Here is a 22,110-nt window from a genome sequence, read left to right as displayed (position 1 = left end):
CCGGCCGGACGCGCAAACGTCCGGCCGGTGTTTACCTTAAGCGGATGCGGGCGAAGGGGATTAAGCTTCGCGTGAAGAATACGTGCCAATGGTGGGACTGAAACCTCGCGTCTGATGATATCGTAGCTGAGGTTTAGAGATGAACAGGCGCGATATGCGCGCCGTTCCGGTGGATGACAAAATGGCGGTGACAATCAAGAAGGTCGGCGTGATCGGCTCGGGCCAGATGGGCCACGGGATTGCGCATGTGGCGGCGCTCGCCGGCTTGGACGTGGTGCTCAACGACGTCTCCGACGAACGGCTGAAATCGGCGATGGCGACCATCAACGGTCATTTGTCGCGCCAGGTTGCCAAGCAGGTCATCACCGAGGACGCGCGCAAGAAGGCGCTGGACCGGATTACCTCCACCGAGACGCTCGACGGGCTTTCGGATTGCGATCTTGTGATCGAGACCGCGGTCGAAAAGGAAGAGGTCAAACGCAAGATCTTTCACGAACTCTGCGCGGTATTGAAGCCGGAAGCGATCGTCGCCACCAACTCCTCGTCGATCTCGATCACCCGGCTCGCCGCCTCGACCGACCGTCCCGAGCGCTTCATCGGCATTCATTTCATGAATCCGGTGCCGCAGATGGAGCTGGTCGAGCTGATCCGCGGCATCGCCACCGACGATTTGACATTCGACACCGCCAGGGAATTCGTCACGAAACTCGGCAAGCAGATCGCGGTGTCGGAGGATTTCCCGGCCTTCATCGTTAACCGCATCCTGCTGCCGATGATCAACGAGGCGATCTACACGCTCTATGAAGGCGTCGGCAACGTCGAGGCGATCGACGCCGCCATGAAGCTCGGCGCGCACCATCCGATGGGGCCGCTGGAACTGGCGGATTTCATCGGGCTCGATACCTGTCTGTCGATCATGCAGGTGCTGCATGAGGGGCTGGCGGATTCGAAATACCGGCCGTGCCCGCTGCTGGTGAAATATGTCGAGGCCGGCTGGCTGGGGCGCAAGACGCAGCGCGGCTTCTACGACTACCGCGGCGACAAACCGGTCCCGACGCGCTGAAGATCGCAGTGCCGTAGGGTGGGCTAAGCAATAGCGTGCCCACCACGTCTCCGAATATGCTCGAAATGGTGGGCACGCTTCGCTTTGCCCACCCTACATCCCCTCAATCTCCAGATTTCATTAACCGGTGCCGGGGTACGGTGCCCTCAGGTTTGAGGAGTGCTGCGTATGGATATGATGGCTATGGTTTCGAGCATGCTTGCGATGCAGGCGGCGGGCACGCAGCAGCAGATCCAGACCTCGATCATCAAGCAGAATGCAGACGCCGAGAAGGCCGCGGTTCAGACGCTGCTCGGCGCGCCCTCGACCGCCAATCTCGCCCCCGGCGTCGGCGGCAACCTCAATATTGCGGCCTGATAACATCCCCGAAAGAACCATTAGACCCTCATGGTGAGGAGCGCGTCATCGCGCGTCTCGAACCATGTGGCCCCGCTGGTGTCATTCATCCTTCGAGACGGCGCTGACGCGGCTCCTCAAGCATGAGTTCTGGCAGGAGAGGTCGGGGGCCAGCGCCGGCGTATCTCAGTCCCCTAAGGCCCCGCCTTCATCGGCTGCATCGCGCCCTTGATCAGCTTGATGGCGTCCTCGCTGGCCCATTCGGCGGGGCCGGCAAGGGTGGCGATCTCGCAGCCCTGGCCATCGACCAGCACTGAAGTAGGCATGCCCAGCGCCTTGCCTATGTTCTTAAGATCCTGAAAAACCTTGGCTTTCTGATCGGCGAAATAGCCGAGCCGGGTCAGATTGGCCTCTTTGAGGAAGTTCTTCGGCTTCTCGGGGTCGCGGGTGTCGATGTTGATGGCGACCACCTCGAAATCCTTGCCGCCGAGCTTGGCCTGCAGGTTCTCCAGCGCCGGCATTTCCTTGCGACAAGGCACGCACCAGGTGGCCCACAGGTTCACCAGCACGGTCTTGCCGCGCCATTCCGACAGCTTCCTCGGCTTGCCCTCGGCATCCTCGAAGGCGAGGTCGGGCAGCCGCAATGGGGTCGTCGCCATGGTCAGCGCGGCCACCTCGCCATGCGCCAATGGCGATATCCTGCGGGCCAGTTCGACGGCTGCCGCACAGGACGGATCGCCGCCCGTTCCGCGCTTGAAGCTGCCGAGCCCGTAGAATGCGCCCAATCCGACCACGCCCGCAGCCGCCACCGCGCCGATGGCGATCGGGATCCGGCGCCTCGGGGCGGGGCGGGGCGGGGACATTTCGGGCATATCGTTTGTCATCCTGTGTCAGATACGGCTATGCAGGGCTCAAGGTTACGGTCGAATTACGGTCGAAACCCGCGCGGCGTTTCGCGGCTACGACGATATAGATGGCAGGGCTTGGGAAGTCATGAGCAACAAGATGTGGGGCGGCCGGTTCAGCGAGCGCCCCGATGCGATCATGGAGGAAATCAACGTCTCGATCGACGTCGATCGTCACCTCTATGCCCAGGACATCGCGGCGTCCAAGGCCCACGCTGCAATGCTGGCCGCGCAAGGCATTATCACCGCGAGTGATGCGAAAAATATCGGCAAGGGTCTAGACACGATTTTGTCAGAGATCGGCAAGGGCTCGTTCGACTTCAAGCGCGCGCTCGAAGACATCCATATGAATGTCGAGAGTCGGCTTTCCGAATTGATAGGGCCCGCCGCTGGGCGGCTGCACACCGCGCGCTCACGCAATGACCAGGTGGCGACCGATTTCCGGCTCTATGTCCGCGACACGATCGACGAGACCGATGCGGCGCTAGCCGCCTTCCAGCACGCTTTGGCTGCCCGCGCGCTGGAGCATGCCGCAACCGTGATGCCGGGCTTCACCCATCTGCAGACCGCCCAGCCCGTCACCTTCGGGCATCATCTGCTCGCCTATGTCGAGATGGTGGCGCGCGACCGCGGCCGTTTTGCCGACGCGCGCAAGCGGCTGAACGAATCGCCGCTCGGCGCCGCGGCGCTCGCCGGAACCTCGTTTCCGATCGATCGCCCTGCCACCGCCAGGGCGCTCGGTTTCGACCGCCCCATGGCCAATTCGCTGGACGCGGTATCGGACCGCGACTTCGTGCTCGAAACCCTGTCGGCGGCGTCGATCGCGGCCGTGCACATGTCGCGCTTTGCCGAGGAAATCGTGATCTGGACCTCGCCGCTGGTGGGGCTGGTGCGGCTCTCCGACAAGTTCACCACCGGCTCCTCGATCATGCCGCAAAAGCGCAATCCGGACGCGGCCGAACTGGTGCGCGCCAAGACCGGCCGAGTGATCGGCGCGCTCAATGGGCTTTTGATCGTGATGAAAGGGCTGCCGCTCGCCTATCAAAAGGACATGCAGGAGGACAAGCAGGGCGCGATGGAGGCGTTTTCCGCGCTCTCGCTCGCGATTCGCGCGATGACCGGCATGGTCCTCGATCTCGTCCCCGACGAGAACAGGATGAAGGCCGCGGCCGGCGAGGGCTATGCCACCGCCACTGACCTCGCCGACTGGCTGGTGCGGACGCTGAAAATGCCGTTCCGCGACGCCCATCATGTTACCGGGCGAATCGTGGCGCTCGCGTCGAAGCAAGGCGTGGCGCTGCACGAATTGCCGCTGAAGGCGATGCAGGAAGTCGAGCCCAAGATCACAGCCGATGCCCTGCGCGTGCTGTCGGTGGAGGCCTCGGTCAAAAGCCGGACCAGCTATGGTGGCACCGCGCCGAAGAACGTGCTTTCGCAGGCCAAAGCCTGGCTGAAGCGGCTGGAAAAAGAGCGAAAATCGGGCTGAGTGAAAAATTTCGCTGCAATTTCTTGGGTTTCCTTGGGTTTTTCTTGGGTTTCCGTGGCCGATCGGCACTCGCCAGACTGCGGCAACCTTTGTATGGTGCGGCGCGCATTGGGGATTTCGTCGTGATCAGTAACTACCGCCCGTCATCATCGGGATGGGCCATCATCCTGTTGAGCGTGACCGCGCTCGCACTCGGGGGCTGCGGACGCAAGGGCGGGCTCGATTTGCCGCCAAGCGCGCCGCCGCAGGCTCAGGCCACGTCGGATACCGAGGCCGAGCGCGCGGCGCAGCCCGGCGTCTTCAATTCGACCTATGGATCCGAGGCGGGCCCCAGCGCCCCCAAGGGCGGCAAGAAGAAATTCGTTCTCGATCCGCTACTGGACTGAGACTGAGCACGCCATGAATCACTTCGACTATCGCAACGGCGTGCTGCACGCCGAGGCCGTGAATCTGTCCGACCTCGCGGATGCCGTCGGCACGCCGTTCTATTGCTATTCGACGGCGACGCTGGAGCGTCACTACCGCGTCTTCACCGAGGCCTTTGCCGGCGAGAAGACGCTGGTCTGCTACGCCATGAAGGCGAACTCCAACCAGGCGGTGCTGCGTACCCTGGCAAAGCTCGGGGCGGGCGCCGACGTCGTTTCGGGCGGCGAATTGAAGCGCGCGCTGGCGGCCGGGATTCCACCGAACAAGATTCTGTTCTCCGGCGTCGGCAAGACCGAGATAGAACTGCGCGCGGCGCTCGCGGCCGATATCCTCTGCATCAACGTCGAGTCCGAACCCGAACTGGAACTGCTGTCGAAGCTCGCGGTCGAGACCGGCAAGACCGCGCGGATTTCGTTGCGGGTCAATCCGGACGTCGACGCCGGCACGCATGCCAAGATCGCCACCGGCAAGTCCGAGAACAAGTTCGGCATTCCCATTGCGCGCGCACGCGAGGTCTATGCCCGTGCGGCCAGCTTACCGGGGATCGAGGTGACCGGCACCGATATGCACATCGGCAGCCAGATCACGGATCTCTCCAAGATGGAAACCGCGTTCCGGATTCTTTCCGAATTCGTACAGACACTGCGCGCCGACGGCCACAGGATCGAGCATATCGATTTCGGCGGCGGGCTCGGCATCCCCTATCACGCCGACCGCGAAGCGCCGCCATTGCCGTCGGCCTATGCCGCGATGGTCAAGCGGGTGACGCACAATCTCGGCTGTACGCTGATGTTCGAGCCGGGGCGGATGATCGTCGGCAATGCCGGCATCCTCGTCTCCCGCGTCATCTATGTGAAGCCGGGCGAAGCCAAGAACTTCGTCATCATCGACGCCGCGATGAACGATCTGATCCGCCCGACGCTTTACGAAGCCCACCACGACATCCTCCCGGTTCGCGAGGCGGGGAAGGATGCGCGGACGATCACGGCCGACGTGGTCGGACCGGTCTGCGAGACCGGCGACTATCTCGCGCTCGATCGCAATTTGCCCGAGCCCAAAGCCGGCGATCTCCTTGCCATCATGACCGCCGGCGCCTATGGCGCGGTGCAGTCCGGCTTCTACAATACGCGGCCTTTGGTGCCGGAAGTCCTGGTCAAGGACGACCAGTACGCCGTGGTCCGCCCCCGCATCGAGGTCGAGGAATTGATCGCGATGGATAAGCCTGCGCCGTGGCTGTGATGTTTCGTGTCCCGGACGCGGTGCAGCGTGAAACGCTGCTCCGCAGAGCCGGGATCCATACCTGACCAACCACGATGGAGCCCGGATCAGCAGCGCACCACGCCGCAAGCGCGACGCGCTGCGCAGCGCCCGGGGAACGCGGGCCTTCACTTCGCGCCGCCGACCACCACGCCCGCTGCCTTCTCGATCGGCTTGATCGCCGCGGTGAAATCCGACTCTGCGCCCTCGTCGCGGATGATGACTTCCCACAAGCGTCCGACCGCTTCGGCGACTTCCATCGACAGCCCGAGCGACTTCATCTCTTCCAGCGCAAGCCGCACGTCCTTCACCATCAGTCCCGTGGCGAAGCCGAAATCGAAACTGCGCGGCAGCACCGAGCGCGGAAACTTGTCGCGGCTCGCCGTGTTGAGCCCGGAGCCTGCGTTGATGACGTCGATCATCACGGCCGGATCGAGCCCTGCCTTGACGCCCATCACCACCGCCTCCGACGTCGCCACCATCGCGGTCGCCGACAGGAAGTTGTTCGCCAGTTTCATCGTTTGCGCCGAGCCGGGCTTTTCGCCGATGAAAAACACTTTTCCGATCACGTCGAGCGCGGGTTTTGTCAGCTCGTAATCGGCGCGCGGGCCGGAGACCATCACGGCCAGCGTTCCCTTCTCGGCGCCGCCGACGCCGCCGCTGACGGGGCTGTCGATCTGCACGATGCTCTTGGCTTCCAGCAGGCCGTGAATTTTCGCCGCCATCTGAGAGCCGACGGTGGAGAGATCGACGAAGCGTTTGACGCGCCTCCCTTCGATCACGCCGCCCGCGCCGGTCGCCACGTCAAGCGAAGCCTGCAGCGACGGCAGGCTCGCCAGCACGGTCTCGCAGCGGTCGGCGATATCCTTCGGCGACGATGCCGCCTGCGCGCCGAGCGCGACGAGCTTGTCGATGGCTTCCTGCCGCGTATCGAACACGGTGAGTTGATGCCTGGCCTCGATCAGGCGGCGCGCCATCGGGAAGCCCATTTTCCCGAGGCCGATGAATCCGATTTCCATGGTGCTACGCCTCAGCCCTTGTCCAATTCCGCGAACACCTCGCGCGCGATGCGAAAGCTGTCGACGCCGGCGGGGATGCCGGCATAGATCGAAACCTGCATGAAGATCTCGCGGATCTCGTCGCGACTGACGCCGTTGGTCAGCGCGCCCTTGATGTGCGCCTTCAGTTCATGCGGGCGGTTCAGGATCGAGATCATGGCCAGATTGAGCATGCTGCGGGTCTTGCGCGGCAGTTCCTCGCGGCCCCACACCGCGCCCCAGCAATATTCGGTGACGAGTTCCTGGAACGGCTTGTTAAAACTGTCGGCGCTCTTCAGCGCGTTGTCGACATAGGCCTCGCCGAGCACCGCTTTGCGAATTGCCAGCCCCTTGTCGTGTGTCTTCTGGTCCATGTCGCTTCCTCGTATTTTTACGGTTCGGCGCGAACGTTACGGGGAGGGACGCCCGCAGTCACGCCTTCGTGTAATGCTATGCGTATTTCCGGGTGTGGGTTACCCCGGGAACGGGTGCCTCATTGCCGCCGTTGTGCTAGGCTGACTTGGCGGCAACTTGGAGAGATTGTTGAGCGGCGCTTCCCCCGATCCCACAAAGCCAGCGCGCGAGCCGGATGCTGTCGCGCGGCTCCAACTGACGCAGGCTCTGCAACGGGCCCAATACGCAATTGCGTGGGAACGTACCTGGCCGGGGCTCGTCCGGTTTCTGAGCGTCATTGGGCTGTTCCTGGTGGCGTCCTGGGCCGGATTGTGGCTGGCGCTGCCGTTCCTTGCACGCGCGATCTGCCTTGGCCTGTTCGCCCTCGCGGCGCTCGCCGCATTGTTCCCGCTCGCGCGGTTTCGCTGGCCGAGCCGCGAAGAGGCGTTGAGCCGGCTTGACCGCGGCACCGGCATTCGCCATCGCCCGGCGACCGCGCTGACCGATACACTCTCGACCCGGGATCCGATCGCGCAGGCGCTGTGGCGGGAGCAGCGCGAACGCACGCTGGCCTCGATCAAGCGGATCCGCGCCGGGCTGCCTTCGCCGCGGCTGGCGATCCACGACCCCTGGGCACTGCGTGCACTGGTCATGGTGATGCTGGCGGCCGCCTATGTCGCCGCCGGCGACGAGCGCCGGCTACGAATTGCCGCGGCGTTCGACTGGAACGGCGTGCTGGCGCCGGCCAACGTCCGGGTCGATGCCTGGGTGACCCCGCCGCTCTATACCGGCAAGCCGCCGGTCATTCTGTCTGCCGCCAACAGGGATGCGGCTTCTCCCGATAGCGGGGCACCATCATTGTCGGTGCCTGCAGGCAGCACGCTGCTGGTGCGCTCCAGCGGCGGCAGTATCGACGTCGTGGTCGGCGGCGGCGTGACCGAGGTCGCGCCCAGCGAGCAGGCGCCGAAGGGCACCAACGAACGGCATTTCAAGATCACGGGTGACGGCACCGCGCATGTCCGCGCGCCCTCCGGCCAGCCGCTGTGGCGCTTCGCGGCGACGCCCGACCGTGCCCCGACCATCTCGCTGGCGAAAGATCCGGAGCGCCAGGCCCGCGGCTCGCTGCAGACGTCCTACAAGCTCGAGGATGATTACGGCGTCACCGAAGCGCGCGCGCAATTCGCCGTCCGTGTTCCCGATTCCGGCAAGGAAGGGAATAAGGAAGGCAACAAGGAAGACAAGAGCAAGGAGGCCGAGAAGGCCGAGCCACGGCCGCTGTTCGAGCCGCCGCAGTTTGCGCTGGTGCTGCCGAATGCGCGCACCCGCAATGGCGTCGGCCAGACGGTGAAGGATCTCAGCGAGGATCCCTATGCCGGCGCCGATGTAACGCTGACGCTCACGGCCAAGGACGAGGCCGGCAATGAGGGCAAGAGCGAGCCGTTCAACATGCGGCTGCCGGAACGACTGTTCACCAAGCCCCTCGCCCGCGCCCTGATCGAACAGCGCCGCATTCTGGCGCTCGATGCCAATCAGAATTCGCAAGTCCATACCGCCCTCGATGCGCTGATGATCGCGCCGGAATTGTTCACGCCCGAAGCCGGTCACTATCTCGGTCTCTTCAGTGTTAAGCACCAACTGGAGGAGGCGCGCACCGATGCCGCGATGCGCGACGTCGTCGCCAGCATGTGGGCGCTTGCCGTCACCATCGAGGACGGCAACATCACCGATGTCGAGAAGGCGCTGCGTGCGGCGCAGGACGCGCTCAAGCAGGCGCTGGAGCGTGGCGCCACCGACGAGGAGATCAAGAAGCTGACGGATAATCTGCGCGCTGCGCTGGATAATTTCCTGCGCCAGCTCGCCGAGCAGTTCCGCAACAACCCGCAGCAACAGGCGCGCCCGCTCGATCCCAACACGAAAATGCTGAGCCAGCAGGATCTCAAGAACATGCTCGACCGGCTGGAGCGGATGTCGCGTTCCGGCGACAAGGATGCCGCCAAGCAGCTATTGGAACAGCTACAGCAGATGCTGGAAAACCTGCAGATGGCGCAGCCCGGCCAGGGCGGCGACAACGAAATGGAGCAGGCGCTGAACGAGCTCGGCGACATGATCCGCAAGCAGCAGCAATTGCGCGACAAGACCTACAAGCAGGGCCAGGATTCTCGGCGCGACCGCATGCGCGGCAAGCAAGGCGACAAGCAGGGCGATCAGAGCATGGGCGACCTGCAGCAGGACCAGCAGAGCCTGCGCGACCGCCTGAAGAAGTTGCAGGAAGAGCTCGCCAAGCGCGGCATGGGCCCGGGCCAGCGCGGCCAGCAGGGCCAGCGTGGCGACCAGCAGGGCCAACAGGGTCAGGGCCAGCAGGGTCAAGGCGGCGAGCAGGGCGACGGCGAGGACGGGCTCGATCAGGCCGATTCGGCCATGGGCGATGCCACCGGCCGGCTCGGCGAGGGCAATGCCGAAGGCGCGGTGGACTCGCAGGGCCGCGCGCTGGACGCACTGCGCAAGGGCGCCCAGAGCCTGGCGGAAGCCATGCAGCAGGGTGACGGCGACCAGCCGGGCGACGGCCCCGGCAACCCCAGGGGCCGCCAGCAGGGCGCCGCCAACTCGACCGATCCGCTCGGACGGCCGATGCGCCATAACGAATTCACCGACGACTATTCGGTGAAGATCCCCGGCGAGATCGACGTGCAGCGGGTCCGCCGGATATTGGAAGAACTGCGCCGCCGTCTCGGCGATCCGGCCCGTCCGCAGATCGAACTGGATTACATCGAGCGGCTGTTGAAGGATTATTAGCGCCGTCCGCTATTGCGGGGAATTGTAGGGTGGGCAAAGCGCAGCGTGCCCACCATTCAAGACAACAGTCGCGGTTAGATGGTGGGCACGCTTCGCTTTGCCCACCCTACGGATTCTCGCTTGTGAGAGGCACTGCTCCCGCTAGGCCTTCCCCGCCGCCAGCGCGTCCGCCACCGCGGTGCGGATGTCGTGCACCGAAAACGGTTTCGTCACCACGTCGTGCACGATCGCATTGAGGCCGGAGGCGCGTTCGCGCTGGTCGGCGAAGCCCGTCATCAGCAGGATCTTCAGGTTGGGAAAATCGCGCGCCGCCGTCAGCGCCAGCGCGATGCCGTCCATGACCGGCATCTGGATATCGGTCAAGAGCAGGTCGAACAGGCCTTGCTCGCGCGTCAGGATATCGAGCGCGTCGGCGCCGTCCTCGGCGGTGACGGTCTCGTGGCCATCCATGGCGATGGCGCGCGCCACCAGCGAGCGCATGGAGTCTTCGTCATCGGCAATCAGCACGCGTGGCATGAAGTCTTGATCTCTCGCCTTGCGGAAGCGCGGCCGGGTTCAGGCGTGGCCGGCCAGATCCCGCTTGTTGAAAAAGCGTACGTCAATATTACGGCCTTCGGGCGGCGGCGAAGCCAGCCGTGATTTGAAATAGGCGCGCTCGCCGGGCTTGAGCACCGGCTGCTCCAGCACCGCGTTCCAGGCGTAGATCTCGGCGCCCTGCGCGTCGCGGACGGAGAAGCGCAGCCGCGGCAATTCGACCGGCTTTTGGGTCTCGCCGACGATCACGCCCTCGATGACCAGAACCGGCTTGCCGTCCACGGTCTCGTTGGTGATCTTGATGTCCTTGAACGCCAGCCCGCGCAGGTTCACTTCCAGCCCGACCATCTTGTAGAACGTCGCGGTTTGCGGTAGCAGCCGCACGATTTCGGTGCGCCAGATCATCAGCGCCAGTATCAGCGCGCCCATTGCGGCGCAGGCGGTCGGCAGGCCGACGGACGGGATGAACGGAATACGGGGCAGGGAGGGTAGCCGGAAAAGACGGGCCAGCCGCTCGCGGTGCGTGGTGATCGGGATATCCCCATGGTCTTCTGCATCTCGCCGGGCAACCGTTGGCCAGTCGCTGTCGCCGCCTTGGCGCGACCCTTCGCCCTCGGCCGGCCAGCCTGCCGAAATCGAGGGACTGTCGATCACCGGGGTGTCCTGTTCCTCTTCCTCGCGCGCCATCGCCTCCCATTCGGCCGCGGCATCGTTTGCGGCCGGCTGGCTCGATTGCGTCGGAGCTGGCGGAGCACTTGGCAGCGGAGCACTTGGCATGGCCGCCGGCATGGCGGCCAGCTCGATCGCGTCCTCGGGCCGCGCCAGCCAGGTTTCCTTGCAGCGGGAGCAGCGGACGGTGCGCCCGCCGGTGCCCAGGGTGGCCGGATTGATGGCGTAAGATGTTGTACAATGGGGACAAACGATATGCATGGAGCCCAGCTCACCAGTGTCTTCGCCCGGATGCTACATACCGACCGTTAACGAATCGGAAACCATAACGGCCGCAAAACCGTTTTGTCCGGTTGGTGCCCAAACCAGCGGGCCACGAGCCCAAAGTTCAGGTTCGGGTTCAGGTTCAAGTCCGGGGTTTCCGGCCACGGTCCACGCCGAGCGGAGCTCGGCCACGATCCATGCCGAGCAGAGCTCGGCCATGGTCCATGTCGAGCGGAGCTGAGCTTGGTTCGGTTCGAAAATGTCGGTTTGCGGTACGGGCTCGGCCCGGAGATTTTGCGCGACCTTTCCTTCGTGATTCCCGCCCATTCCTTCCAGTTTCTCACCGGTCCCTCGGGCGCGGGCAAGACCTCGCTGCTGCGGCTGCTGTTTCTGTCGCTGCGGCCGACCCGCGGCCTCGTCAACCTGTTCGGCCAGGACGTCTCGCTGCTCGGGAAGGATCAGATTGCGGGTCTGCGCACGCGCATCGGTATCGTGCTGCAGGATTTTCGTCTGCTCGACCACATGACGACCTACGAGAACGTGGCGCTGCCGTTCCGCGTGATGGGCCGTGACGAATCCAGCTATCGCCGCGAGGTGATCGACCTCCTGAAGTGGGTCGGCCTCGGCGAGCGCATGGACGCGCTGCCGCCGATCCTGTCGGGCGGTGAGAAGCAGCGCGCGGCGATCGCGCGCGCGGTGATCTCGCGGCCGCAATTGCTGTTGGCGGACGAGCCGACCGGCAGCGTCGATCCGACGCTCGGCCGGCGCTTGCTACGGTTGTTTATCGAATTGAACAGGCTGGGCACCGCGGTGATCATCGCGACCCACGACATCACGCTGATGGACCAGTACGAGGCGCGGCGGATGGTGCTGCACCAGGGACGGCTGCACATCTATGAGTAGGGCCGGTGACGAGCATGGACCGCTGGTGGACCTCGGCAACGAACGTCCGCAGGTGCCGGCGCGGGCGCGCAACATGTCGCCGATCGTGCCGCGGGCGTCGATCTCCGGCCGCGCGCTGGTCGCCGTCGTCGCCATCATGACGTTCCTCGCTTCCATCACCACCGGCACCGTGCTGCTCGTCAGCGCGTCCGCCGCGGAATGGCAATCCGAAGTCGCCAGCGAAATCACCGTTCAGGTGCGCCCGCAGGCAGGGCGCGATCTCGAGCGCGACGCGGCTGCGGTGGTGGAGGCGATGCGGACGCAGCCCGGCATCGTCCAGGTCAAGCCGTTCAGCAAGGATGAGTCGGCCAGATTGCTGGAGCCGTGGCTCGGCAGCGGGCTGTCGATCGAGCAATTGCCGGTGCCGCGCGTCGTCGTCGCGCGCGTCCAGCCCGGCACCACGCTCGACCTCGCGGCATTGCGCTCCAGGGTGACGCAAGTGGCGCCGTCGGCGAGCGTCGATGATCACCGCGCCTGGATCGAGCGCATGCGCTCGATGACCGGAGCGACCGTATTTGCCGGCATCGGCATTCTCGCGCTGGTGATCGTGGCGACGATCATTTCGGTGTCGTTCGCGACCCGCGGCGCGATGGCGGCGAATCGCCCGATCGTCGAGGTGCTGCACTTCGTCGGCGCCGGCGACCGCTATATCGCCAACCATTTCCTGCGGCATTTTCTCAGGCTCGGGCTGGAGGGCGGGGTGATCGGCGGCGGCGCCGCGATGCTGGGTTTCGGCTTCTCCGAATCGATCGCCGGCTGGTTCTCGGGCACCCCCGTCGGCGATCAGTTCGCAGCGCTGCTCGGAACATTTTCGCTGCCGCCGTCTGGCTATCTGGCGCTGGCGGTACAGGCCGTGGCGATTGCCGCCATTACCGCCTGGGCGTCGCGGCGGACGCTGTTTGCGACGCTGGACGATATCGATTGATTTGGGCCATTGGTATTTTCAAGTGAAGCAAGTCACGGACTTGACCCGCGGACCGGGACTCCACTTCGCGTGAAAACGTTCTAGAATTGGCTAAAGCGTTTTCAAGCGAAGTGGACACCCGGTTCGCGTCAAGAAAACGCGCAATTAGGAATCTGGAGCCACGTTTCGATTCCATCGAAACGTGGCTCCAAGGGAAGAGGGATCGCCGGGCCATATGGTTTTGCAGCACGACGATAGCACGCCGAGGGAGGGTGCCGCGCGGCCGCGCGGATGGCTGCGCGCGGCCATCGTCGGCTCCATGGCGATCCTGTTCGTCGCTGCGGCGGTAGGCTTCATTGCCTTTCTCTCGCAATTGCGCGGCGCCGAAATCAAGCCGGCGCGCAACGCCGACGGCATCGTGGTCTTCACCGGCGGCTCGTCGCGGGTGGCGGATGCGATGGAATTGCTGGCCGGCGGCTACGGCAAGCGGCTTTTGATTTCGGGTGTGCATCCGACCAACGCCGCGCGCGACATTTCGCGCTCGCTGCCCGACAACCAGTCGCTACTCGGCTGTTGCGTCGATCTCGACCGCTCCGCCGCCAACACGCGCGGCAATGCCGCGGAGACGCGGCGCTGGGCGCGGGAGCGCGGCTTCAAGTCGCTGATCGTGGTGACGTCGAACTACCACATGCCGCGGGCCATTCTGGAATTGTCGCATGCGATGCCTGATGTCACGCTGATTCCGTTCGCGGTGATCGGCGAAAAATGGCGCGACGAGCCCTGGTGGACCAGCGGCGCGACGCTGCGTCTGTTGCTGTCGGAATATGCGAAATATGTCGCCGCGGAGGTGCGCGTGCGCCTCGCCAGTGCGGGCATCGATCTCGTGCCCGAACCTTCCGATCAGCCCACGCCGGCGCCGTCCCGGCCGGCGACGGCGCAAGTCAACTAGGCGCGTGCATGAATCTGGGGAGGGTGCGACCGGCTCCGTGTCGACTTTACCCCCAAGGCGAACATCAGTCAGACGGTCGGCATGCTCGCATTGGGCCAAAGGTGACATCGCCCGTTCGGCCTGATAGCTGCCATGTCTCAAACGGGCCATGAAGCGGACAAGACGGTCAACCGCAATAGCATTGGAACCAAACCCGCGCAGTCGCGGGCCATTTGCACCTGAAGCTGTGCCCCCTCTTTCGAAATATTAATTTCTCCGCCAGCATCTCGTAATGGCGGAGTTGGCAATCATGCGGCGAACCATCAAAGCGTGAGGTTTTGTTGTGGGCCGTGCGTTGGAATACAATCTGACAACGCTGAGAATTTCCCGAGCATATGTCAGCCTATTGTCCCGCCCTGAGGGTGACGCGACGGCGATTTCTCTGGCGTGGATCGGAGACTATGAGATTCGTATGCACGCGGCCCCGCCGACTAGTGCCGCGAAGCAGCCGCTTTTTATCGTCGATGTCTTTGACCATGACGCGCAACTTTTTATCGACAGCCGCGCATGTCACACTGTTGCGGAAGGCGCCATCGCGTTCGACGAATTCTTGCAAATGGCGGAGCCGGTGGCAGGCGGGCCGCACTACAAGCCGCCCGTCTGATTCTGGCTGTCGCGGCCATTGAATTTCGAGTACACACCCCAGCTCAACGGTCGCTGTCCTCTGCGGGAAGCGGCGGTGGATGCTGGGTGTGCAGCATCGCCGCGAGCCGGTGCAGTTGCGAATCGCGAAGGCCTTCCGCTTCGATCGCCTTCACGGTGGCCAGAACGTAATCGCGGTTGACGCCGGACTGGCCGTGCCCCTGCAGCACGTGACGTAATTGTTCTGCCAGCGACAGCCGGCCGGCATATTGCACGTGGCCGCGATCGACCACGTAGACGAGTGCGCTGACGCGTTGACGCGCATCGTTCTCCAGCCACACCGACCGCATCACCTCGCGGTAGACCGATGTGACCTGCTCGCGCTCGCGCAAATAGGCGATGGTGGCGGCGCGTTGCTTCTCCGCGACGCGGAATGCGATGCCGCGGCAGGCGCCGCCGCGGTCAAGTCCGAGAACGAGGCCGGGCTTTTCCGGCGTGCCGCGATGGACGAAGGAGTAGACGCAGAGCGCGCGGTGCTCGCCGATCAGCCGCGCCGGAACCCGCTCGATGAATTCGAAGCCCGGGCGCCACATCAGGGAGCCGTAGCCGAACACCCAGAGGTCGCCTTGCGAGAATTCCGTATCGTTGAACTCAATTGCGGACATGCCGGGTGCACCGCTACCAGAACGGCGCGACAAAGCGAAGTGGATTCAATGCCTTTTGTTGCGACGAGCGGATACTTACATTCGCCAAAATCGCTAGCCAAAGGACGCCGCATGCCTGACATGACCCCTGCGCCGCGCCGGCGCCCGCTGTGGCGCCTCTTCATCGCGCCTGCACTGCTCCTTGTTGTTGCCGCGGCATGGAGCGCGTTCTGGTTCTATGCCGCTTCCGAAGTCGGCGTGCGCGCCGATGCGTGGGCGCTGCAGGAAGCAAAGGCCGGCCGGGTCTATGCCTGCGGCAAGCGTTCGGTGGCCGGCTTCCCGTTCCGCTTCGAAGTCCGCTGCGACGACGCCAGCGTTTCGCTGGTCTCGCAGACCGCCGGCGCGCAGGCGCCGTTCACCGCGCGGCTCGGCGAGATCATGGTGATCGCGCAGATCTACCAGCCGAGACTCTTGATCGCCGAATTCAAGGCGCCGGCCACGCTCGCCGATCGCGGCCAGCCGCCGTCGATGAAGGTGAACTGGACCTTGGGCCGCAGCAGCGTGAGCGGATTGCCCGATGTGCCGCAGCGCGCTTCCATCGTGTTCGACAATCCCTCGATCGACCGCGTCAACGGACCGGTCGAGACGCCGCTGGCGCGCGCCCGCCATGTCGAGCTGCACGGCCGCCTTGCCGAAGGTTCGACGAGGGATCACCCCGTGATCGAAGCCGTGCTGCAGATATCGGGCGGCAACGTGCAGGAGGTGCACCCGGTGCTGGCGCAGCCGTTCGACGCCGACATCCAGACCAAGCTCACCGGTTTGAAGGATTTTACGCCGAAGCCGTGGCCCGAACGTTTCCGGGAATTGCAGGCGGCGGGCGGCCATGTCGAGATCGTCCGCTCGCGGATTCAGCAGGGCGATCTGATCTCGCTGGCCGCTGGGACGCTGCGCCTCAACGCCCAGGGGCGGATCGACGGCGAGTTGCAGATGACGGTGACGGGACTCGAGCGCGTGATTCCGGCGCTCGGAATCGAGAAGATGCTGGAGGAGGGCGTGCCGCAGGCAACGCTCGATCGCGTCGCACCCGGCGTCAAGAGCCAGGACCTCAACAATCTGTTCGGTGCGCTGGACAAGGCGATCCCGGGGCTCGGCAAGGTCGTCAAGCAGAACGCCAATGCCGGCGTCACCGCCAGCATCAACGCGCTTGGCAAGGAGGCAGAGCTGGAAGGGCGGAAAGCGCGCGCCTTCCCGCTGCGCTTTGTCGATGGCGCGGTGTTTCTGGGCCCGCTGAAAGTCGGCCAAGTGCCGCCGCTGTTTTGACAGATATTCAATGTCGTCGCCCGGCTTGACCGGGCGATCCAGTATTCCAGAGACGGCTGCGATTTGAACAATAAGCCGCGGCGTACTGGATACCCCGCATGCGCGGGGTATGACGGCGTGGTGTGGAGCGGCACCTCGATTCCATCGCGACGCCCGAATTGAACGACGCCGCGTCCTCCTCACTCCGCCTTCTTCTCCAGCGGCGGATGCGGGCGGCCGAAATCTGGGGCTGCCGAATCCTGGCCGATCTCGACGATGCCGCGGCGGATGGCGCGGGTGCGGGTGAAATGCTCGAACAGCGCCTCGCCGTCGCCACGGCGGATGGCGCGGGTGAGTTTTGAAAGGTCCTCGTTGAAGGTGCCGAGCATTTCCAGCACGGCCTCCTTGTTGTTCAAAAACACGTCGCGCCACATCGTCGGGTCCGACGCCGCGATGCGGGTGAAGTCGCGAAAGCCGCCGGCCGAGAACTTGATCACTTCCGACGACGTTACCTGCGCCAGCTCGTCCGCGGTGCCGACAATGGTGTAGGCGATCAGATGCGGCAAATGGCTGGTGATCGCCAGCACCAGGTCGTGATGATCCGGCGTCATGGTCTCGACCTTGGCGCCCATGCCGGCCCAGAACGCGCGCAGCGTTTCGACCGCCATGGGGTCGGTGCCCTCGGGCGGGGTGAGAATGCACCAGCGGTTGATGAACAGTTCGGCGAAGCCTGAGTCGGGCCCGGAGTGCTCGGTGCCGGCGACCGGATGCGCCGGGACGAAATGAACATGGCCCGGCAGATGCGGCGCCATTTCGCGGACGATGGCGCCCTTGACCGAGCCGGCGTCGGAAACGATCGCGCCCGCTTTCAGGAACGGCGCGATCTCCTGCGCTACTTGCCCGCAGGCGCCGACGGGGATGCAGAGGATCACGAGGTCGGCGTCGTTGACGGCCTCCGCGTTGGTCTCCAGCACGCGATCGACGATGCCGAGCTCGGTAACCCGCGCACGGGTTTTCTCCGAACGCGCGGTGGTGACGATTTCGCTCGCAAGCCCCTGGGCCCGCACCGCGCGCGCGATCGAGCCGCCGATCAGGCCGAAGCCGATCAGCGCGACGCGTCGGAAGATCGGTACCGTACTCACTTGGCCGCCATGAAGTCGCGCAAGGCGTCGACGACGAGGCGGTTGGCCTCCTCGGTGCCAATGGTCATGCGTAGCGCGTGCGGCAGGCCGTAATTGTTCAGCGCCCGCAGCACCAGGCCGCGTTTGGTGAGGAACGTGTCGGCGTCGGCCGAGGTCTTGCCCTTCTCGGTCGGGAAGTGGATCAGCACGAAGTTGGCGACGCTCGGCGTCACCTTCAGTCCGAGTTTGCCGATCTCCTCCGTCAGCCAGTTGCGCCACTCTTCGGTGAACGCCTTCGACTTCTGGACATGCGCGGTGTCCTCGATCGCGGCGACCGCCGCCAGCATCGCCGGCGTCGAGACGTTGAAGGGACCTCGAATCCGGTTGACGGCATCGATGATGTGCGCCGGGCCGAACATCCAGCCGATCCGCAGCGCTGCCAGCCCGTGAATCTTGGAGAAGGTGTGCGTCATCACGGTGTTTTCTGTGGTGGCCACCAGCTCCAGGCCGAGCTCGTAATCGTTGCGCGACACGTAGTCGGAGTATGCAGCGTCGAGCACCAGCAGCACGTTCGACGGCAATCCAGCGCGCAGCCGCTTGACCTCGTCGAACGGCACGTAGGTGCCGGTCGGGTTGTTCGGGTTGGCGAGCCACACCAGTTTCGTGCGCGGCGTCACGCGCGCGAGAATGGCGTCGACGTCAGCGGTAAAGTTGGTCTCGGGCGCGACAACATTCTTGGCGCCGTTCGCCATCGTCGCGATCGGATAGACCAGGAAGCCGTGGGCGGTCGAGATCGCCTCATCGCCTTGGCTGAGATAGGTGTGCGCCAAAAGGTTGAGGATTTCGTCCGAACCGGCGCCGCAGATGATGCGGTTGGGATCGAGCCCGTAGGCGCGGCCGATCGCTTCGCGCAGCACCCGCGAGGTCCCTTCCGGATAGTCCTCCAGATGCGCAGCCACGTCCCTGTAGACTTCGATCGCCTTCGGCGACGGCCCGAACGGGGTCTCGTTGGCCGACAGCTTGAACACCTTGCGGCCCGGCTCCGGCACCGGGGTCTTGCCGGGCGTGTAGGGCGCAATATCGAGAATGCCGGGATTCGGCACGGGGCGGTTCATCTTCAACTCCGGAATTTCGGGCGGCGTTTCAGGGCTTCGCCGACCCGTTCGGGGGCACCGTATAGCGTGTTGCGTGGCTGCCGACGAGAGCCGACGAGCGCACCGAGGCGCCGGCCTGGATCAGGGCGGTCTTGATCTTTTCGAACCCGCTGCCGGCGTCCGACACCAAAAGCGCCGCACCGTCGAAAGCGGTATCGGGCACCGCGACGATTTCGGCGAGCGGGGCGAGGGCGCGGGCGATATCGGCGTTCCACCCCGAGACGCGGACGCTCCACATCTGCACCTCCGTCACCATGGCATCATCGGCGACGCGCGAGATCACGAACACCGGCAGCGCGGCCGGATGATCGGCGCGTTCGAGGAACGGCAGGCGGGCAATGATTTTTGGTGCGCCTTCGGCTTCCAGCGCACTCCACCACGGCGTGCGGCTCGAGACCGCCGAGACCAGCGCCAGATCGCCCTTGGATTTCGCGACGGCTTCAACCGCGGCCTGTGCGCTGAAATGGCCGACATAGGGCACGACAAAGCCGAAGTGAAACCGCGCCGAATCCCGCATCGCCGGCTCGCCGATCGAGACGTCCGCGTGTACCGAGAACGGCGCCTGGACATAAGTAAAGGTCGAGATGATGACGCGCCAGATGCTCTCGATGGTGTCTAACGGCAGGATGCCGCGATGGCGCTCGACCAGGCTGCGCATCATGCTGGCCTCTCGCGCGGGTCGGAACGCCGAGCCCACCTCCTGGGTCTGCTTCACCTGGATCAGCCGGTCGATGATGTCGCCGCGCGCCATCAAGAGGCGATGGACCTGCTCGTCGATCGCGTCGATCTCCTTGCGCAATTCCTGCAGCGAGGGCGGAGCCGGGGGAGCCTTGGACATGTTAAAACCTTCAGCGCCGGATCGGTCTGAAATCACCACCCAGCAAGGGCATTGATTAGAAAAGACGGCCGTCGAAAGCAAAGAGAAACGTCAGATCCGCCATGATCGCTGCAGGGTTAACCATGCGGCTGCCTTGACGGGGGGCCTGCTTCGGACTAGCTTTGTTCCATTCCGTGGTCATTTGAGCCGGCCGGCTTGCAGCCACGTTAAACAACTCGCTAAACAGGCCGGGGACAGATTGATCCCGGCCGAACCTTTCGTTCAGGCCGGGTTTTTTACGGCCTGATTTCTGTCGTTAAGGACCTCCGCGAGGAGGAAGGTCGGGATGACACAATTGCAGTCGGTATCCAGTCCGTCGATTCACAGCGAGGACCGCGCCCATGAGGCCGATCATCCGACCTCGCCGGTGGTCAAATTCGGCATCGAGCAGCCCTTGAAGCTCGATTGCGGCATCGATCTCGCGCCATTCCAGATCGCGTACCAGACCTATGGCGAGTTGAACGCCGACCGCTCCAACGCGATCCTGATCTGCCACGCGCTGACGCTGGACCAGCATGTCGCCAACGTGCATCCTCTGACCGGCAAGGCCGGCTGGTGGGAAATCATGGTCGGTCCAGGGCGCCCGCTCGATACCGACAGATATTTCATCATCTGTTCGAACGTGATCGGCGGTTGCATGGGATCGACCGGTCCGGCCTCGACCAACCCGGCGACCGGCAAGGCGTGGGGACTGGATTTTCCGATCATCACCATCCCCGACATGGTCCGCGCGCAGGCCATGTTGCTCGACCGGCTGGGCATCCAAACATTGTTGTGCGTCATAGGCGGCTCGATGGGCGGCATGCAGGTGCTGCAATGGACGGCAGCCTATCCGGAACGGGTGTTTTCCGCGCTGCCGGTCGCCTGCTCGACGCGCCATTCGGCGCAAAACATCGCGTTTCACGAACTCGGCCGGCAGGCCGTGATGGCTGATCCGGACTGGCACCATGGGCGCTATTTCGAGCGCAGCACGCATCCGCACCGCGGACTGGCGGTGGCGCGCATGGCGGGGCACATCACCTATCTTTCCGACGCTGCGCTGCATCGCAAGTTCGGGCGGCGGATGCAGGACCGCGAACTGCCGACGTTTTCGTTCGACGCGGATTTCCAGGTCGAAAGCTATCTGCGCTATCAGGGCTCGTCGTTCGTCGAGCGCTTCGATGCCAACAGCTACCTCTATCTGACGCGCGCGATGGATTATTTCGATATCGCCGCCGACCATGACGGCGTGCTGGCGGAAGCGTTTCGCGGCATCAAGACCCGCTTCTGCGTGGTGTCGTTCACGTCCGACTGGCTGTTTCCGACCTCGGAATCGCGCGCGCTGGTGCATGCGCTGAATGCTTCGAGCGCGCGGGTGTCGTTCGCCGAGATCGAGACCGACCGCGGCCACGATGCCTTCCTGCTCGACGTGCCCGAGTTCTTCGACATTTCTCGCGCCTTCCTGGAATCCGCGGGCAAGTCGCGCGGTCTCGATGGTACAGGTGGCTGACATGGCCCTTCAGGAACAAGCATTGCCGCTCGGCGGCGTCGCGCCCGACCGCACGGGCAAATATCGCACCGACCATCTCCTCGTCGCCGAAATGATTGCGGCCGGCTCAAAAGTGCTCGACGTCGGCTGTGGCGACGGCGAGTTGCTGCAGCTCCTGGAGAGCCGCGGCATCGATGGCCGCGGCATCGAGCTGTCGCGCGAGGGCGTCAACCGCTGCGTCGCCAAGGGGCTCGCCGTGGTGCAGGGCGACGCCGACACCGATCTCGTCAATTATCCGGACGATGCCTTCGATTACGTCATCCTGTCGCAGACGCTGCAGGCGACGCGGCAGCCGAAGCCGGTCCTGGAAAACCTGCTGCGCATCGGCCGGCGCGCGATCGTGTCGTTCCCGAATTTCGGCTTCTGGAAGATGCGGCTGCAGTTACTCGTCGGCGGCCACATGCCGCGTACCGAAAATCTCCCCGCCACCTGGTACGACACGCCGAACATCCATTTCTGCACGATCAAGGACTTCGTGCAGCTCTGCGACGAGATCAACGTCAAGATGGAGCGCGCCGTCGCGCTCGATCTCTACGGCCGCCCGGTGCCGCTGAACCTGCCCTGGTGGGTCTGGAACATGTTCGGCGAGCAGGGCGTGTTTTTGCTGAGTAGGGGCGGGAAGGGGAAGTGACGCCGTCAAACCGCCACCAGCGCGACCCGGATCGCGCACCATTGTGAGGTAAGCACGCTGCCAGGGCTCCCTCCCCCCTTGCGGGGGAGGGTTGGGGAGAGGGGTAAGCCCCGGCTCCGGCGGAAGAGATACGGTGAGCTCAACATGGCTCGCATCGCGAGAAAGTCTTCGCAGAGGCTATCTTTATCCGTCCAACGACGGAGCAAGCGGCACCCCTCTCCCTAACCCTCTCCCGCAAGGGGAGAGGGAACCCATGCGCCGGTACATCCCTCACACG

At 64.4% G+C, this 22,110-nt stretch carries 22 protein-coding genes and 1 riboswitch; of the genes, 13 read left to right on the top strand and 9 right to left on the bottom strand.

Annotated elements, in window-relative coordinates; genetic code table 11:
* Nucleotides 1–181 precede the first annotated feature (181 nt).
* Together V1292_RS04220 and V1292_RS04215 are read left to right on the top strand one after the other, a co-directional pair.
* A complete protein-coding gene (locus V1292_RS04220) occupies nt 182–1,063 on the top strand; it encodes a 3-hydroxybutyryl-CoA dehydrogenase (protein WP_334370504.1) in 882 nt (293 codons plus the stop codon).
* A gap of 168 nt (nt 1,064–1,231) precedes the next feature.
* A complete protein-coding gene (locus V1292_RS04215) occupies nt 1,232–1,420 on the top strand; it encodes a putative motility protein (RefSeq protein WP_247509633.1) in 189 nt (62 codons plus the stop codon).
* A 173-nt stretch (nt 1,421–1,593) separates the two neighbouring features.
* Here the strand turns inward: V1292_RS04215 and tlpA are convergent, their stop codons facing one another.
* On the bottom strand, nt 1,594–2,271 hold the full coding sequence (tlpA, locus tag V1292_RS04210) for a thiol:disulfide interchange protein TlpA (protein WP_442895489.1): 678 nt from the start codon (nt 2,269–2,271) through the stop codon (nt 1,594–1,596).
* 121 nt (nt 2,272–2,392) lie between these two features.
* Here tlpA and argH point away from each other — a divergent pair, with 121 nt between their 5' ends.
* The 3 genes from argH to lysA all read left to right on the top strand — a co-directional run bounded on the left by argH (nt 2,393) and on the right by lysA (nt 5,455).
* Nucleotides 2,393–3,790, top strand: coding sequence for an argininosuccinate lyase (gene argH, locus V1292_RS04205; RefSeq protein ID WP_334370498.1), 1,398 nt, complete (start codon nt 2,393–2,395; stop codon nt 3,788–3,790).
* Nucleotides 3,791–3,912: 122 nt separating this feature from the next.
* The gene (lptM, locus tag V1292_RS04200; protein WP_334370496.1) at nt 3,913–4,176 is read left to right on the top strand and encodes an LPS translocon maturation chaperone LptM; all 264 of its coding nucleotides are present in this window, start codon (nt 3,913–3,915) and stop codon (nt 4,174–4,176) included.
* A gap of 13 nt (nt 4,177–4,189) precedes the next feature.
* Nucleotides 4,190–5,455, top strand: a complete 1,266-nt coding sequence (gene lysA / locus V1292_RS04195) for a diaminopimelate decarboxylase (protein WP_334370495.1) — start codon at nt 4,190–4,192, stop codon at nt 5,453–5,455.
* 146 nt (nt 5,456–5,601) lie between these two features.
* Here lysA and V1292_RS04190 read toward each other — a convergent pair whose 3' ends face one another.
* Together V1292_RS04190 and V1292_RS04185 are read right to left on the bottom strand one after the other, a co-directional pair.
* Nucleotides 5,602–6,492, bottom strand: coding sequence for an NAD(P)-dependent oxidoreductase (locus tag V1292_RS04190; RefSeq protein ID WP_334370494.1), 891 nt, complete (start codon nt 6,490–6,492; stop codon nt 5,602–5,604).
* Between the two features lie 11 nt (nt 6,493–6,503).
* Entirely contained in the window at nt 6,504–6,884 is a 381-nt protein-coding gene (locus V1292_RS04185) for a carboxymuconolactone decarboxylase family protein (protein ID WP_334370493.1), read from the bottom strand.
* A 169-nt stretch (nt 6,885–7,053) separates the two neighbouring features.
* On the opposite strand from V1292_RS04185, the gene V1292_RS04180 reads away from it, so the two are divergent.
* Nucleotides 7,054–9,696, top strand: coding sequence for a TIGR02302 family protein (locus V1292_RS04180; protein ID WP_334370491.1), 2,643 nt, complete (start codon nt 7,054–7,056; stop codon nt 9,694–9,696).
* Nucleotides 9,697–9,837: 141 nt separating this feature from the next.
* On the opposite strand, the gene V1292_RS04175 is transcribed toward V1292_RS04180, so the two are convergent.
* The gene (locus V1292_RS04175; protein WP_334370489.1) at nt 9,838–10,212 is read right to left on the bottom strand and encodes a response regulator; all 375 of its coding nucleotides are present in this window, start codon (nt 10,210–10,212) and stop codon (nt 9,838–9,840) included.
* A gap of 39 nt (nt 10,213–10,251) precedes the next feature.
* Nucleotides 10,252–11,160: an MJ0042-type zinc finger domain-containing protein gene (locus tag V1292_RS04170; RefSeq protein WP_334370487.1), complete on the bottom strand. Its 909-nt coding sequence runs from the start codon at nt 11,158–11,160 to the stop codon at nt 10,252–10,254.
* A 246-nt stretch (nt 11,161–11,406) separates the two neighbouring features.
* Between V1292_RS04170 and ftsE the strand changes: the two genes are divergently transcribed.
* The 4 genes from ftsE (at nt 11,407) to V1292_RS04150 (ending at nt 14,601) form a co-directional block, all read left to right on the top strand.
* The gene (gene ftsE / locus V1292_RS04165) at nt 11,407–12,066 is read left to right on the top strand and encodes a cell division ATP-binding protein FtsE (protein ID WP_028348200.1); all 660 of its coding nucleotides are present in this window, start codon (nt 11,407–11,409) and stop codon (nt 12,064–12,066) included.
* Nucleotides 12,059–13,030 carry a cell division protein FtsX gene (locus tag V1292_RS04160; RefSeq protein WP_334366522.1) on the top strand — a complete coding sequence of 324 codons (972 nt, stop codon included), beginning with the start codon at nt 12,059–12,061 and terminating at the stop codon, nt 13,028–13,030. Before ftsE ends, V1292_RS04160 begins: the two co-directional genes overlap by 8 nt.
* 214 nt (nt 13,031–13,244) lie before the next feature.
* A complete protein-coding gene (locus tag V1292_RS04155; protein ID WP_334370485.1) occupies nt 13,245–13,958 on the top strand; it encodes a YdcF family protein in 714 nt (237 codons plus the stop codon).
* 334 nt (nt 13,959–14,292) lie between these two features.
* A complete protein-coding gene (locus V1292_RS04150) occupies nt 14,293–14,601 on the top strand; it encodes a hypothetical protein (RefSeq protein ID WP_334370483.1) in 309 nt (102 codons plus the stop codon).
* 43 nt (nt 14,602–14,644) lie between these two features.
* On the opposite strand, the gene V1292_RS04145 is transcribed toward V1292_RS04150, so the two are convergent.
* Nucleotides 14,645–15,244 carry a gamma-glutamylcyclotransferase gene (locus V1292_RS04145; protein ID WP_334370482.1) on the bottom strand — a complete coding sequence of 200 codons (600 nt, stop codon included), beginning with the start codon at nt 15,242–15,244 and terminating at the stop codon, nt 14,645–14,647.
* Nucleotides 15,245–15,355: 111 nt separating this feature from the next.
* Between V1292_RS04145 and V1292_RS04140 the strand changes: the two genes are divergently transcribed.
* Nucleotides 15,356–16,543, top strand: a complete 1,188-nt coding sequence (locus V1292_RS04140; RefSeq protein ID WP_334370480.1) for a DUF2125 domain-containing protein — start codon at nt 15,356–15,358, stop codon at nt 16,541–16,543.
* A gap of 179 nt (nt 16,544–16,722) precedes the next feature.
* Here V1292_RS04140 and V1292_RS04135 read toward each other — a convergent pair whose 3' ends face one another.
* Genes V1292_RS04135 through V1292_RS04125 form a run of 3 tightly spaced genes read right to left on the bottom strand, consistent with a single transcriptional unit; the run spans nt 16,723 to nt 19,635 of the window.
* Nucleotides 16,723–17,664: a prephenate/arogenate dehydrogenase family protein gene (locus tag V1292_RS04135; protein WP_334370478.1), complete on the bottom strand. Its 942-nt coding sequence runs from the start codon at nt 17,662–17,664 to the stop codon at nt 16,723–16,725.
* A complete protein-coding gene (hisC, locus tag V1292_RS04130; protein ID WP_334370476.1) occupies nt 17,661–18,758 on the bottom strand; it encodes a histidinol-phosphate transaminase in 1,098 nt (365 codons plus the stop codon). Before hisC ends, V1292_RS04135 begins: the two co-directional genes overlap by 4 nt.
* 28 nt (nt 18,759–18,786) lie before the next feature.
* Nucleotides 18,787–19,635 (bottom strand): chorismate mutase, encoded by an 849-nt coding sequence (locus tag V1292_RS04125; RefSeq protein ID WP_334370475.1) that lies wholly within the window; start codon nt 19,633–19,635, stop codon nt 18,787–18,789.
* Between the two features lie 163 nt (nt 19,636–19,798).
* Nucleotides 19,799–19,878: riboswitch (SAM riboswitch) on the top strand.
* A gap of 82 nt (nt 19,879–19,960) precedes the next feature.
* On the opposite strand from V1292_RS04125, the gene metX reads away from it, so the two are divergent.
* Nucleotides 19,961–21,163 (top strand): homoserine O-acetyltransferase MetX, encoded by a 1,203-nt coding sequence (gene metX / locus V1292_RS04120; RefSeq protein ID WP_334370474.1) that lies wholly within the window; start codon nt 19,961–19,963, stop codon nt 21,161–21,163.
* A 1-nt stretch (nt 21,164) separates the two neighbouring features.
* Nucleotides 21,165–21,833 (top strand): methionine biosynthesis protein MetW, encoded by a 669-nt coding sequence (metW, locus tag V1292_RS04115; RefSeq protein ID WP_334370473.1) that lies wholly within the window; start codon nt 21,165–21,167, stop codon nt 21,831–21,833.
* The last annotated feature ends 277 nt before the right edge of the window (nt 21,834–22,110 follow it).

The sequence above is a fragment of the Bradyrhizobium sp. AZCC 1719 genome, from assembly GCF_036924525.1.
In the GTDB taxonomy this organism is placed as follows: domain Bacteria; phylum Pseudomonadota; class Alphaproteobacteria; order Rhizobiales; family Xanthobacteraceae; genus Bradyrhizobium.
Note: the sequence above shows the minus strand (reverse complement) of the source record. Positions and strands in the feature narration are given on the sequence as shown.